Origin of the sequence: Alkalispirochaeta americana, assembly GCF_900156105.1 — a bacterium.
Classification (GTDB): Bacteria; Spirochaetota; Spirochaetia; order DSM-27196; family Alkalispirochaetaceae; genus Alkalispirochaeta; species Alkalispirochaeta americana.
The window spans coordinates 18,881-33,153 of the sequence record NZ_FTMS01000001.1 but is presented as its reverse complement, the minus strand read 5'-3'; the positions used below and the strand labels follow the sequence as shown (position 1 = coordinate 33,153).

General features: G+C 59.4%; 17 protein-coding genes. 4 read left to right on the top strand and 13 right to left on the bottom strand.

The genetic code is table 11. The features are described 5' to 3' along the window. Nucleotides 1-87: 87 nt before the first annotated feature. Nucleotides 88-915, top strand: a complete 828-nt coding sequence (locus tag BW950_RS00125; RefSeq protein WP_076487271.1) for an early set domain-containing protein — start codon at nucleotides 88-90, stop codon at nucleotides 913-915. A 99-nt stretch (nucleotides 916-1,014) separates the two neighbouring features. Further along, nucleotides 1,015-1,950, top strand: coding sequence for a lysophospholipid acyltransferase family protein (locus BW950_RS00120; RefSeq protein WP_076487270.1), 936 nt, complete (start codon nucleotides 1,015-1,017; stop codon nucleotides 1,948-1,950). 3 nt (nucleotides 1,951-1,953) lie between these two features. On the opposite strand, the gene BW950_RS00115 is transcribed toward BW950_RS00120, so the two are convergent. Both BW950_RS00115 and proS read right to left on the bottom strand, forming a co-directional pair. Beyond that, on the bottom strand, nucleotides 1,954-2,919 hold the full coding sequence (locus tag BW950_RS00115; protein ID WP_076487269.1) for a GNAT family N-acetyltransferase: 966 nt from the start codon (nucleotides 2,917-2,919) through the stop codon (nucleotides 1,954-1,956). Beyond that, nucleotides 2,912-4,633, bottom strand: a complete 1,722-nt coding sequence (gene proS / locus BW950_RS00110; RefSeq protein WP_076487268.1) for a proline--tRNA ligase — start codon at nucleotides 4,631-4,633, stop codon at nucleotides 2,912-2,914. The genes BW950_RS00115 and proS overlap by 8 nt, the downstream gene beginning before the upstream one ends. A gap of 149 nt (nucleotides 4,634-4,782) precedes the next feature. Between proS and eno the strand changes: the two genes are divergently transcribed. Next, a complete protein-coding gene (eno, locus tag BW950_RS00105) occupies nucleotides 4,783-6,078 on the top strand; it encodes a phosphopyruvate hydratase (protein ID WP_076487267.1) in 1,296 nt (431 codons plus the stop codon). A 172-nt stretch (nucleotides 6,079-6,250) separates the two neighbouring features. Here the strand turns inward: eno and BW950_RS00100 are convergent, their stop codons facing one another. The 11 genes from BW950_RS00100 to BW950_RS00050 all read right to left on the bottom strand — a co-directional run bounded on the left by BW950_RS00100 (nucleotide 6,251) and on the right by BW950_RS00050 (nucleotide 13,163). Further along, nucleotides 6,251-6,712, bottom strand: coding sequence for a PPC domain-containing protein (locus BW950_RS00100; protein ID WP_083943594.1), 462 nt, complete (start codon nucleotides 6,710-6,712; stop codon nucleotides 6,251-6,253). Between the two features lie 10 nt (nucleotides 6,713-6,722). Continuing rightward, on the bottom strand, nucleotides 6,723-7,022 hold the full coding sequence (locus tag BW950_RS00095; protein ID WP_076487265.1) for an acylphosphatase: 300 nt from the start codon (nucleotides 7,020-7,022) through the stop codon (nucleotides 6,723-6,725). Between the two features lie 7 nt (nucleotides 7,023-7,029). Then, complete coding sequence (locus tag BW950_RS00090) at nucleotides 7,030-7,410, bottom strand: response regulator (protein WP_076487264.1); 381 nt, start codon at nucleotides 7,408-7,410, stop codon at nucleotides 7,030-7,032. A 9-nt stretch (nucleotides 7,411-7,419) separates the two neighbouring features. Continuing rightward, nucleotides 7,420-8,040, bottom strand: a complete 621-nt coding sequence (locus BW950_RS00085; RefSeq protein WP_076487263.1) for a response regulator — start codon at nucleotides 8,038-8,040, stop codon at nucleotides 7,420-7,422. 60 nt (nucleotides 8,041-8,100) lie between these two features. After that, on the bottom strand, nucleotides 8,101-8,814 hold the full coding sequence (locus BW950_RS00080; protein ID WP_076487262.1) for a regulatory protein RecX: 714 nt from the start codon (nucleotides 8,812-8,814) through the stop codon (nucleotides 8,101-8,103). Next, nucleotides 8,780-9,166, bottom strand: coding sequence for a 30S ribosomal protein S9 (gene rpsI, locus BW950_RS00075; protein WP_076487261.1), 387 nt, complete (start codon nucleotides 9,164-9,166; stop codon nucleotides 8,780-8,782). The genes BW950_RS00080 and rpsI overlap by 35 nt, the downstream gene beginning before the upstream one ends. Before the next feature lie 4 nt (nucleotides 9,167-9,170). Continuing rightward, the gene (rplM, locus tag BW950_RS00070; RefSeq protein WP_076487539.1) at nucleotides 9,171-9,617 is read right to left on the bottom strand and encodes a 50S ribosomal protein L13; all 447 of its coding nucleotides are present in this window, start codon (nucleotides 9,615-9,617) and stop codon (nucleotides 9,171-9,173) included. 88 nt (nucleotides 9,618-9,705) lie between these two features. Further along, nucleotides 9,706-9,978, bottom strand: a complete 273-nt coding sequence (locus BW950_RS00065; protein ID WP_438938425.1) for a hypothetical protein — start codon at nucleotides 9,976-9,978, stop codon at nucleotides 9,706-9,708. A 38-nt stretch (nucleotides 9,979-10,016) separates the two neighbouring features. Further along, nucleotides 10,017-10,319 (bottom strand): hypothetical protein, encoded by a 303-nt coding sequence (locus BW950_RS00060; RefSeq protein ID WP_076487259.1) that lies wholly within the window; start codon nucleotides 10,317-10,319, stop codon nucleotides 10,017-10,019. Then, nucleotides 10,300-10,980 carry a hypothetical protein gene (locus tag BW950_RS00055; protein ID WP_076487258.1) on the bottom strand — a complete coding sequence of 227 codons (681 nt, stop codon included), beginning with the start codon at nucleotides 10,978-10,980 and terminating at the stop codon, nucleotides 10,300-10,302. Before BW950_RS00055 ends, BW950_RS00060 begins: the two co-directional genes overlap by 20 nt. After that, the gene (locus tag BW950_RS00050; protein WP_327077614.1) at nucleotides 10,977-13,163 is read right to left on the bottom strand and encodes an ATP-dependent helicase; all 2,187 of its coding nucleotides are present in this window, start codon (nucleotides 13,161-13,163) and stop codon (nucleotides 10,977-10,979) included. The genes BW950_RS00055 and BW950_RS00050 overlap by 4 nt, the downstream gene beginning before the upstream one ends. Nucleotides 13,164-13,268: 105 nt before the next feature. On the opposite strand from BW950_RS00050, the gene BW950_RS00045 reads away from it, so the two are divergent. After that, a complete protein-coding gene (locus tag BW950_RS00045; protein ID WP_076487257.1) occupies nucleotides 13,269-14,198 on the top strand; it encodes a helix-turn-helix transcriptional regulator in 930 nt (309 codons plus the stop codon). Nucleotides 14,199-14,273 lie beyond the last annotated feature (75 nt).

Sequence of the window (14,273 nt, the reverse complement as noted above, 5' to 3'; positions counted from 1 at the left end):
TCGGCGCATTCTTCCTGATTTTCAAGCAGGGATTTTCACCCGGGCTTCATCAAGCGGGACCAGGAAGATACCGATAGAGAGTAACACATGAAAGCTTTTTCGTTTGCCTTGTTTCTTCTTCTTTTTCCCTGGGCGGGAACTCCCTGGGGGGGCTCTGCCGGCGGAACCGTCGTTGCGAGGGAACAACAGCTGCTCTCGATTGATTCCTTTCTTCGCGTTGCCGGCATCACCGAGGCAGGTCCTCCCCGGGTGCTGGACGATTTTGTCATCTTTACCTACGAGCAAAAGAGCTACGCCCGCCACGTGGCCATCGCCTTCGCCCACGAAAACTTCGAACAGAAGCATACCTTCACGGCCCGGGCTCGCCAGGACCGCTCCGATCTCTTTTACCTGGCCTACCCCTACTCCCGGGGCCAGGAAACGCTGGAATACCGACTCATTGTCGACGGGGTATGGATCACAGATCCCCACGCCCCGGGCAAACGGACCGATCCACGGGGCGTTACCCTGGGACTGATCTCCCTGCCGGAGCAACCCCTCTATCGTGAGGAATCACCCCGGTTCCACTCCGACGGAACGGTGACCTTCCGCTTCTCCTTTGATCAGCGAATCTCCCCGACGCTCCAGACAGTAACGCAGAGACAGGTGAGCGCCTCGTCTTTTCACGAACCACGGATAACCCTGATGGGAAGCTTTTCCGGTTGGGACCCTTTTCGTCACCCCCTGCGGCGGGATCCGGAGGATCCGGCCTTCTACTCCGTCCGCATTCCCCTGCCCCCGGGTCAGCATTATTACTATTTCCTGGTGGACGGCGAACGTGTGCTGGACCCCTTTCACCGCAACTACGCCCGGGACCGACAGCACGGCACCCTGGTGTCCTCGGTGACGGTCCCCGCACGCTCCCGCCGGAACTAACCAGCCCTCGCGGCAGAAGCGCGTTGACAACAGGCAGGGGCCGGGTCTACTGTATTTGGTAGTTACGATTGAAACATTTAATCGAGGGTGGGAGTAACAATGATTCATATTGACGAGCAGTTCAAGCAGATTACAGAGCAGCTGATCCGCAACTCGCGGCAACAGCAAACGGTAAACCCGGAGTGCGTCTTTCAGCCGGCAAACATACCCAACCGTGTTCTGGTGGAAAAGATCATCTCCAAACTGGTTCTTCCCGGGAGCCGGATAACCGGCTACGAGCACCTGCAGGAGCTCTTTCACCATGCCCAAAAGGGCGAGTCCTGCATTCTCCTTCTGGAACATTACAGTAATTTTGACATACCCTGCTTTTTTTATCTTGCCCAGAACTACGATCAGGGCCAGGAGGTCCTGGACTCAATCGTGGCCATGGCAGGGGCAAAACTCAACGAAGAAAGCCGCTTCGTCCTGGCCTTTACCGAGGCCTACACGAGAATCGTGATCTATCCGGCCCGATCCCTGGCTGCCCTGGAGGGAACACCGGAATACGACGACGCCCGGGCCTGGAGCCGCAGCATCAACCGAAGCGCCCTGAGGGAGATGATCCGCCTCAAGAACTCCGGCCATATGGTGCTGCTCTTTCCTGGGGGAACGCGCTACCGCCCGGGACAACCCGAAACAAAGCAGATCCTCCTGGAAACCGACTCCTATATCAAAGGGTTTGACCACATGGTGATGGTGGGGATCGCAGGCAACACCTTGCGGGTGAATCCCTCGGGAACAATGGAGCAGGATACCCCCGGCACGGACGTGATGGTCTACAACGTGAGCCCCGTAACCAGCACGAAGGAGTTCCGTGCCAAGGCCCGCCAGAATTTCCCCGAGGGGGGCGACGAAGCGAAGCGGGCCGTCACCGGCGCTATCGAAAAAGAGTTTGAGAGGCTCCACCTTCAGGCCGAGCAGACCCGCCAGGTCGCGCTCAAGGGGTTGGCCGAGAAGGGTGTTCAGCCCACAAGCATCGATCTCTCCCCCCAATAGCAATCAGGGGGCGAGCGGAACAAGATGGTCCCGCCGAAGGGGTTCTCCCTCAACCCGGCGCAACAACGCCTTCTGGGGCGTGGCCGTGCCGGGAAGGCGCGAGATCAGGTGCGAGACCCCCTCGGCCCTGGCCTGGTCTATCGCGCAGTCCAGCAGCGACGAGGCAACCCCCAGCCCCCGGTGCTCGGGATACACGTAGAGCTGATGGATCTCCCAGACAATATCATCTCCTTCCAGGGCCTCCCTGAAGAGCCACAAGAATCCGCAGAGTGTTTCCTGGGGAGTAAAGGCTCCGAAGATCCTGCTTTTTTCGCATCCGGGGTCGCCCGAAAAAGATCCGAACCGGTTGCGTTGGAGGTAGAAGCGCAGATCCTCTGGCAGGTCGGGATAGGCTTCGGTGAAGGCCTCCTGGTCCAGAGAACAGAACAGCCGTGACAACTCCTGCCGCGTAGCCTGGTCCAATGAAACCAGGGAGATATCGGTCAGGACCAGATCGTCCAGATCCTGATCAGCCTCCAGTTCCCGGGTATCCAGACCGGCAAGTTCCATGAGACGGGAATACCACTCCCGAACGTAGCGGCGCATCTCCACAAATTTGAAGCGGTAGTAGCGCTTTTCCACCTCGGGGTATTCCCGGATCGTGTCCTTGAACCGGCGGAAGACCCGTTTTCCGCTGAGAAGAATCTCCTGAAGCGCGTTTCGGGCCACGGGATTGTGGAGTTCGCCGAGAAACCGCTCCATGAGATAGAACCCGTCGGCACTGGTCCAACCGGGAAGGGGCTGGTAGCGTCGCGAAGGTTCCAGAAGCTGTTCCTCCTCGGGAGATTCCTCCTGGGGAGGGCGCTCTTCGGGAGGGACCAGCTCCTCCCGAACCAAAACTCCCAGTTCCGTATCCAGCATATAGTGGATATTCTGATTTTCCATGGCAAAGATAATCTGCCGGACCAGTTCGTCGGTCAGTTCAAACACGAGACTCCTCCGATAGCAGGGACCTCACAGTGGCAACAAGCTCCTCCCGGGGAACCCGCAAGGGTTCGGTGCCGGAGCGACGAGCCACCTCTATTACCCCGTCCGTGACGGACTCCCGGGATATTACCACCCGAATGGGTATCCCGAGAAGGTCCGCATCCTTCAACTTGTGGCTGATCGACTCGTAGCGGTCGTCGTAGAGAGTGATCTCCTGGAGTTCCTGATACAACTCCTGAGCGAGCCGCCGCACGGAGAGAGATTTTCCGATAGACATGAGATAGACCGAGAAGGGAGCCACCTCGGAAGGCCAGATAATTCCCCGGTCGTCGTGATTTGCCTCGACGATCGCCGACATGAGCCGTCCCATACCGATGCCGTAGCACCCCATGTGAGGGTGAATCTGTCGGCCCCGTTCATCGCGAACGGAGAGATTCATCGCCGCGGTGTAGTAGGTGCCGAGTCGGAAAATGTTCCCCAACTCCACGGCCCGCACCCTGCGCAGCACCCCGTCCAGGCAATGCCGGCACTGGGCCCCCTCGGGAATGCGGATAATGTCTGCCACGTGATCGGCTCCGAAATCGCGGCCGAAGTTCACATTGCGGTAACACTCACCGGGCCTGTTGGACCCCGCAAAGAGGTTGCATCCTGCCGCAAGATTCTCGTCCACCACGATGGAAAGAGCCTCCTGAGCCTCGTCGGGCAGATCCAGCGGCGAAAGCCAGGGCCCCGAGAGGTTAATCCCGGCCAGATCCTTACCATCGGCGGGACCCAGAATCGGTTCAGCTATCACCTGGTTCAGCTTCTCCTGGCTCACCTGGTGATCACCCCGGATAACGGCCATGACCAAGCCATGGCTGGTTCTGTAGAGCATCGCCTTTGCCAGTCGGTCCCGGGGGATATCCCGGGCCTGACGCATCCCGTTCAGGGTGCGTACCGTCTTGCCCTCGGGGGGGCCCACGGGCTCCATGGGCAGCGGCGGATTCTGGACGTTATCTACATCACCGCAGGCCACATCACCGTTTGCCGCGTAGCCGCAGGAATCGCATTGGACCAGATCGTCATCGCCGCTGTCGCAGGGCATAAGAAACTCGTAGCTTCGCTCGCCCCCCATATAGCCGACCCCGGCCTGGGCAGCGATCACCGGCACCTGGCAGCGCGAAAAGATGCGCTGGTAGGCGGCATGGACCTTGGGGAAAAATCCATTCAGATCGGCAAAGCTCCGATGGAAGGAATAGGCGTCTTTCATGAGAAACTCTCGAGTCCGCACCAGTCCGTTGCGAAGCCGTGACTCGTCACGAAACTTGGTCTGGAACTGATAGAGGAAGATCGGCAGATCCCGATAGCTGCGGAGGCCCTGCCGGACAAGCTCGACCATGGCCTCCTCGTGGGTGGGGGCAAGAACCAGACGCCGTCCGCTCCTGTCGTTGAACCGCACCATCTCCTGCTCGATAAGACTGTCGCGCCCGCTGGAAACCCAGATATCCCGGGGGTTCACCAGTGGTGTCAGAACCTCCTGACCTCCCAGGCGTTCCATCTCTTCCTGGACTATTCCCTGCAGGTTCCGGAGGACCCTCATTCCCAAAGGAGTGTAGGAAAAGAGCCCCGGCCCCAGAGAACGGATGTACCCGGCCTGAAGGAGATATCGATACCCCGACGTGCGAACATCCTTGGGGACGGAGAGAACTGTTTTTGTAAATTGCCTTGAATACAGCATGTCCGAAAATTGTAGGCCAATGATGGCCTTGGAGCAACCATTACATCGCCCCCGGGATGGCGAATAGCACCTCTTCCGGTTTTAACCTTGACACGAACCGCCGGACCTCTCCATAGTCTTGGGAACACACAAAAAATCAGGAGAGACCTATGAGCATGATAGAAACAGTAGAAGCCCGCGAGATTCTCGACTCCCGGGGAAACCCGACCATTGAGGTGGACGTATACCTGGAAGACGGATCCATGGGCCGCGCCGCGGTACCTTCGGGAGCCTCCACGGGTGAGCACGAAGCAGTGGAGCTTCGCGACGGTGACAAGAGCCGCTTCATGGGCAAGGGTGTTCTGAAGGCGATCGAGAACGTGAACGGCGAGATTGCCGAAGAGGTTGAGGGTCTGGACGCGCTGGATCAGGTCGAGGTTGACCGCACCATGATCGAGCTGGACGGTACCGACAACAAGGCACGGCTGGGTGCGAACGCGATCCTCGGTGTCTCCATGGCCGTGGCCCGTGCTGCCGCCGATCACCTGGGACTTCCCCTCTTCAAGTACCTGGGTGCCTACCACTCCACGGTTCTTCCCGTTCCCATGGCAAATATCATCAACGGCGGTTCCCACGCCGATAACTCCGTGGACTTCCAGGAGTTCATGGTTATGCCCGTTGGCGCCGACAGCCTCCGCAACGGTGTCCGCATGATCACCGAGGTTTTCCACAACCTCAAGAAAATCCTCCACGACGCAGGCTACAGCACTGCCGTTGGCGACGAGGGCGGGTTTGCGCCGAACCTCAAGAGCAACGAAGAGGCCGTTCAGGTCATCCTCAAGGCGATCGAGGCAGCAGGCTACGTCCCCGGCGAGGACATCATGATCGCCCTGGACCCCGCAGCGAGCGAGTTCTACGATGCAGCCAAGAAGAAGTACGTCTTCAAGAAGAGCGACGGCCGCGAGCTTTCCAGCGCCGAGATGGCCGACTACTGGGCCGACTGGGCAAGCAAGTACCCCATCATCTCTCTCGAGGATGGTCTGGACGAGAACGACTGGGAAGGCTGGAAGATCCTCACCGACAAGATCGGAGACCGGGTACAGCTGGTTGGTGACGACCTCTTTGTGACCAACACCAAGCGCCTGAGCATGGGAATCGAGAAGGGCATCGCCAACAGTATTCTGATCAAGGTGAACCAGATCGGAACTCTCACGGAGACCTTCGAGGCTGTGGATATGGCCAAGCGCGCCGGATATACCGCTGTGGTGAGCCACCGAAGCGGCGAGACCGAGGACAGCTTCATCGCTGATCTCGTGGTGGCCCTGGAGACAGGACAGATCAAGACAGGTTCCCTCTCCCGCAGCGACAGACTGGCAAAATACAACCAGCTCATGCGGATCGAGGAGATGCTGGATCGTACCGCCGAGTACCCCGGCATGAAGGCCTTCAACTCCATCAAGCGCTAAGGACCACCGGGGCGACTGAAGGAGCTTTGTCTGAACCAGGGAGCACGGAACACACGTTCCGTGCTCTTTTTTTTGGCATTAACGCTATCCCCGGGGAACCCGGGGGAACCCAAGGGAACCCGGGAGAAGCCTGGAGGCGACAGACTCGAGGCAGGGCAGGAATCAGGGCGGATCAGCGGGGATAGGGATAGAACTCTGTGATAACCAGCGAGGCCGAGGGATACGTGCCCCGCCTGAGGGAACCAACCCAGATGTTGTAGAGCCCCTCGGGAGGGGTCGGGAAGCGTATCAGCGGGGGGGAACCTCCGGAGCTGCTCCTGAAATGCCAGTGACCCCGGGGGTCGTTCACCAGAAGCACCGTGCCCCCCGAAGCGTTCTCCACGGTTATGGTGAGCCCTTCATCGCCCGCCTTGTACCAGAGATCAAAGTCGGGAGCTTCGGAAATGAACCCCTGATACCCCACCTGCGAGAGATCGACATCGCCCCCCGCAACGACACGGACAAGGTGTGGATCCGGGAGAAAACCCGCCGAGAGTTGCCGGTCTCCGTAGGCAGGAGCAAGTTGCCAATCCTGCCCATGGGCTTGCACTGTTCCCAGAAGCACCACCACCAGGGCGGTGAAAAGAGGCCTCACAAATCTGCTCCTAGCCATGCCGAATAGAAAATGTGGTGAACCTTCCCGCAGGAAGCGGTCGCGAAACAATAGAACAGGCCGTGACAACTCCTGCAGGAGGCCCCTCCCGGAGGAAGGATTCCAGCTTCTGCAGCGCCTCCGGCGGCCCTTCGGCGTAGACCTGGACAGAGCCGTCGGAATTGTTCATGACCCACCCCACCAGGCCCTGGCGGAGCGCAACCCGACGGGTGCTGTAGCGAAAGCCCACTCCCTGCACCCGGCCCCGGACCACCGCCTCAAAGGCTTCGTGAGTTGTGGCATCGCCGTTCATGCGGGCCTCATCGGGAGGATTCCTCTTCGGCAGGAAGTGCCGCAGCGAGGATCTCCGAAATATGCTGTTCAAGATCGGCGAAAGCATAGGGTTTGGGTACCATCGGAAAGGGAACCGCCGTGCCGTGTTTCAGGAAGGCGCTGGTGACAAGAACGGGGTGTGTGGGGCAGAAGGTCTGAAGGAACCGAATCCAGTACTCTCCCCCGAAGGTGGCCATTCGATAATCCGTGACCACCAGATCGACTTCCTCATCCAGGAGATGCTTGATCGCCCCGACACCGTCGGAAGCGACCAGCACACGGTAGCCCCTCTGCTGGAGATAATCCCGAAGGTCCAAACGAAGCGTGTCATCGTCTTCTACCAGCAGAACTCGGGCATCCCCTGCCATGGTTTCCCCCTAGGCTCGGCGGGTAGCCCGATTTTCGGCAAGCTCCTCGATGAGGGCAGGGAGGGACTCTACGTCAATCGGTTTTTGCAGGAAGGCATCGGCGCCAGCCTCAAGAGCCCGCTCGCGGGTCCCGTCGTCGGCCATACCGGTGATGGTGACTACTATGGGCCGGGAAAGGTTGTCGTCCGATTTGATCTGGCGACAGAGCTTGAAACCGTCAACGCCGGGAAGATTGATGTCAAGAAGAACCACATCGGGCTTGAACTCGGAAATTGCCTTGCCCGCATCGTAGCCGTCGAAGGCCTGGTTCACCTTGTAGTCGGGGTAGCGCTTGTCCAGGAACTGCTTCACCAGATCGTTGAAATCGTTATCATCGTCAACAATAAGAACCTGCTCTATCCGGGCCTGCTCGGCCAGAATCTGCTTGAGTTCATCGGGGAGGCGCATTCCCTGCTTCTGGAGAAACTTTGCCAGGATATCGGCATAGACGCGGTACTGACCACCAGGAGTTGTGTAGGCCTCAAGATGTCCCTTGTCGATCCAGTTGATTGCGGTCTGATTGACCACTCCGCATATGTTCGCCACCTCGTGTGCCGAAAATACACGTTCTTTCTTGTTTGTTCGTGCCATACGTTATTTCCTCTTTCTATCTGATCGTCCTACTATGATAATATAAAAAACTCAATAATGTCAACGAACAATTTTATTGATCTCCACGACCTCGAATCCTTTTCTGAGAAGCTTTCGAATGATAGTTTCTTTGTTTTGACCTGCAAGGCGCTCATATGTCAGCTGAAGGGACCGCCTGAAGCACTCGGGGTTCTCCTCCTCATACTCTTCCAGGGCCGCTGCGGCTGTTTCGCGGTCTACGCCGCGGGAAGCAAGACCTGCCAGGAGCGCTCTTCTGCTGGTACCCCGGCCGCTCATGCGGGAACGAACCCAGGAGCTGGCGAACCGGAGATCGCTCTGCCAGGAGGCGTCCCGGACTTTGCGCAGCGCCGTCTCCACGGCGTCCTGGCTGAACCCCCGGGCCGAGAGCTTGCGCCGCAGTTCCGCCTGGCTGTGATCGCGCCGGGCCAGAAGGTCCACGGCAACAGCGGGGGCAAAGAGGAAGCCACTTCGGAAAGCGAGGTCTCTCAGGAGGTCTATCTCAAGGGAGAGCCCTTCCTGCACCGGCTGACCGGTATGTCGGGAGATCACATCCCGGGCGATATCGAAGCGAATGAGGCGGATCAGGGGTTTTGAGCGGTTTTGCTCTGCCGATGGGGAGGGATTGAGCGATAGCGCTGCAAAAACGGAAACGCCCGCAGCGATGTTCGCGTGCGGGCGTATCCTTTTGATAACAACCGGAGTGTCCGGCGGATAGTGTTTAACGCTTGGAGAACTGGAAGCGACGGCGCGCACCGCGTTGTCCGTACTTCTTGCGCTCCACCATACGGGAATCACGGGTCATGAAACCATTGGCCCGAAGGGTTGGCAGCAGAGCCTCGTCGTATTTGACCAGAGCCCGGGCAAGACCGTGCCGGATAGCTCCGGCCTGACCACTCTCGCCGCCTCCGTGAACCGTTACCAGGAGGTCAAACAAGCTTTCCTTCTCGGTGACCACCAGAGGCTGCTTGAAGACAACCATGTTCTCGGCGCGATGAAAGTAGTCATTCGCTTCACGGCCATTAACTGTTACTTTTCCTGAACCGGGCCGCAAATACACCCGGGCAACTGACGTCTTTCGGCGTCCTGTTCCTACATACTGATCCATGCGATCACGACTCCTTTACCGGGGGGATCGTATAGACCTCCGGTTGCTGAGCGGTGTGGGGGTGTTCGACCCCGGCGTACACCTTAAGGTTGGTAAAAAGTTTGCGTCCCAGGCGGTTTTTGGGCAACATGCCCCGCACAGCGTGCTCCAGGGGATACTCAGGGCGACGCTTGAGCATTTTCTGGAAGGACTCGGAACGCAAAGACCCCAAGTACCCGCTATGGCGGTAATACATTTTCTGGGTTGCTTTCCGGCCTGTCACGGTGACCTTGTCCGCATTGATGATAACCACGTAATCGCCGATTTCCTGGTGAGGAGCAAACTCGGGCTTGTGCTTACCACGAAGCAACTTTGCTGCCTCTACGGCAACACGCCCCAAGCGCTGATCTGCGGCGTCGATCACGTACCATTTCCGTTCTGTATCGTTCGGTTTGACAAATATCGTTTTCATGTTCTCAACTCGGGGAAAAAACTGGACGCTCACCTTGCCATGTACCGCGATTCTTGTCAACCGGGATACAGGCGAGACCATCTATACCTCAGGATTTATCCGTTTCGGGAGATACTTCCCCGGATTTTTCCCGGGCAGCTGCCCGCGCTTCTTCCGCTTCTTCCTTTTTTGCTTCTTTCTTGTCTTTGATATCGGCGATTCCAATCATAACCGCGATAAGCCCAATAAACAACGCCAGGATCGGTACGCCCCCCGCCAGGACCACCAGAACCTGTTCTCCCCAGTTGAGTACGGCGAAGGGCACCGATGCCGGAAGCACCGCATACACCGCAAACAGAACCAGAGCTACACCAAACACCATTGCACCCACGTGCTTACCTCCCACACAACATGAACTGCCTATTCCTGCAGCTGTTTTATCATTGAAGCGATCCCGGCAATAATGAACACAATCGGGACAGCACGCAATACAACCCAGAAAAGGGGTAGGTTCAGTACCCGCAAATCGGCAACACCTATGATACCAAATCTATCCAGTGTTTGGAAGACCAGATCTCCCCAACGGAGGATGATTCCGATAATAACCAGCATCCAGGCCGGTTCCCGCGTCATGGACCAGAGCATGATCGCAAGAAAGACCCCCACTCCCGTCAGGGCCAGGTCCGTCACCAGAACACTCAGCTCACCCGGTCCAGCAACCACAGAGGGCCTCCCAGTTCTTTCGTTCCCGCCGGCTCAACTCACCGGGGCAGATCAGCCGCTCCCCCGGGGTCGGCGGCAGAAGGATCCCGCGACGCAACGCCTCGTGCCGAGGCAGGACCGCCTGGGGCGAGGGAATCCAGTAGAGACCGTCCCGCTTCCATCCCGGGGGAACCGGCAAGGACCGCGCCAGATCGAGCCGTTCCTGCGCTTCGGGGGAATCGAGATAGTGCCGCAGCAATTCCGATGCCACGGCCAGTCCCGCCTGGAGCAACGACGATGCCCCCTCCCGGGCTGCAGGAAAGGGCAATATCACCAGAGCCTCCTCAGGGGCCGGTTCCTCCGAGAGCGGGTACCAGCGGGGAAGGCTCCGGGCCAGGCCGTCCTCCGGCAGGAAGAGCTGTCTGGACCCGATCCTCTGGGCCAGACGGGCCAGAGACCGCTCCAGTCGGGCCTGCCAGGGGGTGGGCAGGGGCGCCCAGAGGCCCCGATCAATCTCGGCTGCCACAGTTCGGGCAAGAGAACCCGGACGGTGGCCAAGGAAGGCACTGCCCCCGGCCTGCCAGAAATCGGCGTACCTTTCTCCTGCCTGATCGTAGAGACGCCATCCCCGGGCCCGTCGCACCCGGCGCCCGTCCGGCAAAAGCCCTGCTCCACCGCTCACCAGGAATCTCCCCAGGAGTTCTCCGCACCGGCGACCCGTTCCAGCGAGCTGTCGTAGGCGGGGAAAAACTGTCCTGTCATGCCTGTTTCAAACCGGACCTCTACACAACGCTCTGCCCCGGCCTGCCAGGATCGTATCACGATTCCGGAACCGTAGTCGTCATGATAGACCGGTGTTCCCTTCTGCCAGGGGGAGCCATCCTGCAGGGAGGCCCTGTCCCCGCCCTGAAAGGACTCTACCTGCACCAGATCCCGGGGGATCTCAGCCAGAAACCGGGAGGGCAGAAGATCCATGAAGCGACCGTGAAGGCGGCGGCGGCGACAACTTGTGAGGGTCACCTCCTGGTGAGCGCGGGTAACGGCCACGTAGAAGAGACGCCGTTCTTCTTCCAGTTCCCGGGGATCGTCGTTTCGGGGAAAGAGCCCTTCTTCCAGGCCGGTGATGATCACCCGGTCAAACTCGAGCCCCTTGGTGTTGTGCATGGTGATGAGGACCACCCGGGCATCCTCGGAGGATGCTACATCGCGGGAGCTGTCCAGCTCGATCGCCTCAAGGAACTCCACCAGCCCCTCCCGGGAGAGCGGATAGAGCGACGCCGCATTGACCAGCTCCTCCAGGTTCTGGAGCTTCTGCGTGCCAGCGATCTGATCCTGCTCCTGATGATACCGGCTCAGGCCGCTGATTTCCAGAAGATGCTCCACCGCAGAGGCCAGAGTTTTCTCCCCTGCCGGGGTCAACTCCGCATCCTGATCCCCCTCCAGACGGCGCTCCATCTCGTCAAAAACCTGAAGGAATTCCTTCAGGGCCAGTGCAGCCTTTTTGCTCACCTCTCCCAAGCCGTACTCGCAGGCACGGCGCAGATCACCCCGGGCTACTCCCTGGTGCTGAAGCAGCCGATCCAGCGTTTTGGCGCCGATCCCCCGGGCAGGCTTGTTCACGATCCGGCGGAACCCCACCTCGTCACGGGGGTTTGCCAGAAAACGGAGGAACGCCACGGCGTCTTTTACCTCTTCCCGCTCGTAGAACCGAAGGCTTCCCACGATCCGATAGGGTATCCCCTCCCGAAGCAAGGCTGTTTCGAAAGGTCGGGACTGGGCGTTGGTGCGGTAGAGAACCGCCGTTACCCCCGGGCGGTCTTCCCTCTGACAGGACCTGACCTGCTCGATCACCCAGGAGACCTCCTGATCCTGGTCTCCCAGGAGGATCAGCCGGGGTACATCACCTTCGGTTCGTTCGGTGTAGAGATGCTTGCCCAGGCGGCCTTCGTTGCGAGCCACCACGGCACCGGCCAGATCGAGGATCGGGGCGGTGGAACGATAGTTTTGCTCGAGCTTCACCACCCTGGTCCCGGGAAAGATCCGGGAGAAGGAGAGGATGTTCTGCACTTCAGCTCCACGAAAGCGGTAAATCGACTGATCGTCGTCGCCTACCACGCATACAAAGGTGGTCTGATCGCAGAGCGCTCGCAGAAGCCGATACTGGGCAACGTTGGAATCCTGATACTCGTCTACCAGAATGGAACGAAAGCGGCTCTGGAGGCGTTGCGCCACGGCAGGTTCCGATTCCAGAAGCTTCACGGGGCGCATGATGAGATCACCGAAATCCACGTTTCCGATTTCTTCCAGACGTTTTTGATAGGCCGCGTAGATACGGGGCAAGTCGGGATCTTCGCTTATCTCCAGGAGATCATCCTCGGGGGTGAGGCAGTAATCCTTGGCCCGGCTGATGGCCTGGCTGTAGCGGGCCAGATCGGGGCGTTTCCGCTCGGGGAAAAGAGAATGGAGGAGCGAGACCGCATCGGAATCATCGTAGATCGAGAAGCCCCGGGGCAGCCCGGCGACATCGGCGTTTCGTCGCAGCATCCAGGCACCGAAACTGTGGAATGTACGGATCGTGACATCTCCTGCCCGTTCCGCCAGCCCCGCAGCACGCTCCCGCATCTCCCCGGCGGCCTTGTTTGTGAAGGTTACCGCCAGGATCGACCGCGGATCGTGGCCCAGCGCCTCGATCTGATAGGCGATCTTGACGGTGATTACCCGGGTTTTTCCGCTACCTGCACCGGCAAGGATCAGGAGGGGAGACGATTGGTGGAGAACCGCTTCGCGCTGCCCCGGATTGAGGCCTGCCAGGGCCTGCTGCAGACTCGCAGTCACTCCCGGTGCGTTGTTGTGCATCATCATCATCCATCATACCGGAGGGGCCGGACCTCGTCGAGCGTTTGTGAGAGTCCTGCCCGATGTGCTATCTTTGGGAGATGACCGACGAGCACCGATACAGGAGCACCACCCATGCTTAACGAGATCTGGTTCTTCCTCAATCTGGCAGCGCTCTTTGCCGGTTTCGGGCTTCTCCTCACGGTGGTTATCCTGGGGCAGGTAACGCCCCAGTCCGAGGGGAAATACACCCGCAACATTCTGGCCGGCTACTTGTGTATCACGGCCGTTTCCTTTTCGGCCTCCTACTGGGCGGTGGTGGACCGGATACCCACGGTGCTGAGCGATCTGCTCTTTGGTCTTGCCGCAGCAGCCACCCTGGCTGCCCAGATCCGCTTTGTGACACGCTTTCTCCGCTGGCCCGGGGTGCGCCGCAGGGTGCGGGTGATGCGTGCCACGGCCCTGGTTGTGACGGGGCTCTGGTTTTTTGTGACACTTCTCCAATGGTCCCCCCTGGCCCTGAATGTGCCGGGGATCCAGCTCTGGGCCTCGTTCTTTCTTCACATGGCTCTGGCGGTCTTTGCCGTGCTGGTGGCCCTGGGATCCTTTTCCTGCGCAAGCAGGCTCCCCGAATCGCCCTGGCAACAGTTCTTCCGGGGATTCGGGGCGGCCTTCGCCTTTTTGGCCATGGCCCATATCCCCAACTGGCTCATTGCCAGCGTGGCCTTTCCCGAGGTTCGGGTCTTGCGGGCCGACCTGATCTTTGTGGCGGGCTATATCGGTGCCAACGTGCTTCTTCTGGCTGCGGTGATCCGCACGCTCCGGGAAGAGAGCGCCGCCCACTCCCAGATAAAGCCGACCCGGACCTTTGTGGAGACCTTCGGCCTGACAAAACGGGAGCGGGAGATTCTGGAACACCTCTTTGAGGGAAAGACCAACGCGGCTATCGCCCAGGAGCTGGGAATCGCCGTTCGGACCGTGGACACCCACGTGGCGAATACCTTCAAGAAATGCGGCGTCCGTTCCCGCTACGAGCTTTTCCGGCTTCTCTCCCGTCCTTCCTGATGGTCCTTCCTGGTGGTCTTTCCTGGTGGTCTTTCCTGGTGTTTTTCCCCGGCGGTCGCGCCCCTGGGGAGGTTT